We start from the raw sequence: 1,059 nt of genomic DNA on the forward strand, positions 1-1,059 counted from the left end.
AAGGCCAAGATCCTCTGCACGAGTAATGTCATTGTGACGAAGAGGACGGAAGCTCACCAGCATAGCGCGTGCTTGTAGACCGCCTAGCAGGTCACGCAAAGATTCCAGTTTGTACAGCGTATCGTCACCATCATCGCGCATGCCTTTCGTTTTACACTCAATGATGTGCAGCTTGTTATTTACAACCGTTGCTACGTCTAGCTCGTTACGTACTTCACTTTCACCCAGCTTACGATAAACCTGAACATTCAAAGAGCGGTCTTGAATCGTTGGCATGGTGTCTTGGATTTGCTTCACAGTGCTGTGAACCAGAGTCTCCAACCATTCGCCGTTAGAGAATCGACGTGCGTCTTCGTTCGCGAAGGTCAAAATGCCATTTTCGTAAGTCGCGATCTGTGCTTCGACAAGATCCGACAGCAGCATGTTGAGTTCACGGTAGCCTTGTTGCTTCTCAGAGAGCTCCACATCCAGCTTCTGCTCCTTACGGCAGGTTGTCGCAAGGTAGTTGAGTGTCGCCAAGCCTGGGCCCAACTCAAGCGCATTTGACGCCCAGCGTTCGCCAAGCTCATACAGTTTTTGATCAAGAAGAGGAGGAAGGTCTACGTGGTGGAACTCGCCGCGCGCACCGAAAATGGTTAGGTAGTCGGAGATAGTAATGTGGTCTTCAACTTGCGTATCTTCTTTGCCATCTGGGTAAAGCCAGCAAAGTTTGTCACTGTTTGGTTCAACTACGAAGATAGGCCAGCGATAAGTACGGAAAACCTCGTAAACCGACAACAATCGATGACGAAGGCCACAGCTTGCGTTCAGTTTGACGTCTTCTCCACGGTCGTGAAGATCTTTCGCGAGCTTTTGAATCGATTGTTTAATCAGGGTTGTATTGACAGCCGACGGAATTTCAAAAAATTCAGAAGTAATCTCTCGCTGCTCTAACACGCTACTCAGTCGGTCAAACATATCTACCTGTGTTTTGTCACCAATGAATACGATATGTGTGCTTAAAGTGCGATTATCCAATAGAGGAGTGACCAATCTCACTGGGTCTTGGTCGATAATACC

The 1,059-nt window shown here is 48.0% G+C and carries 1 protein-coding gene; it reads right to left on the bottom strand.

Annotation, left to right across the window (positions count from 1 at the left end):
* Nucleotides 1-1,059, bottom strand: a 1,059-nt coding sequence (locus R7O12_RS26730) for a Card1-like endonuclease domain-containing protein (protein WP_318127094.1), incomplete at both ends; no start/stop codon positions are given.

It is taken from the genome of Vibrio sp. Vb1574 (genome assembly GCF_033338675.1).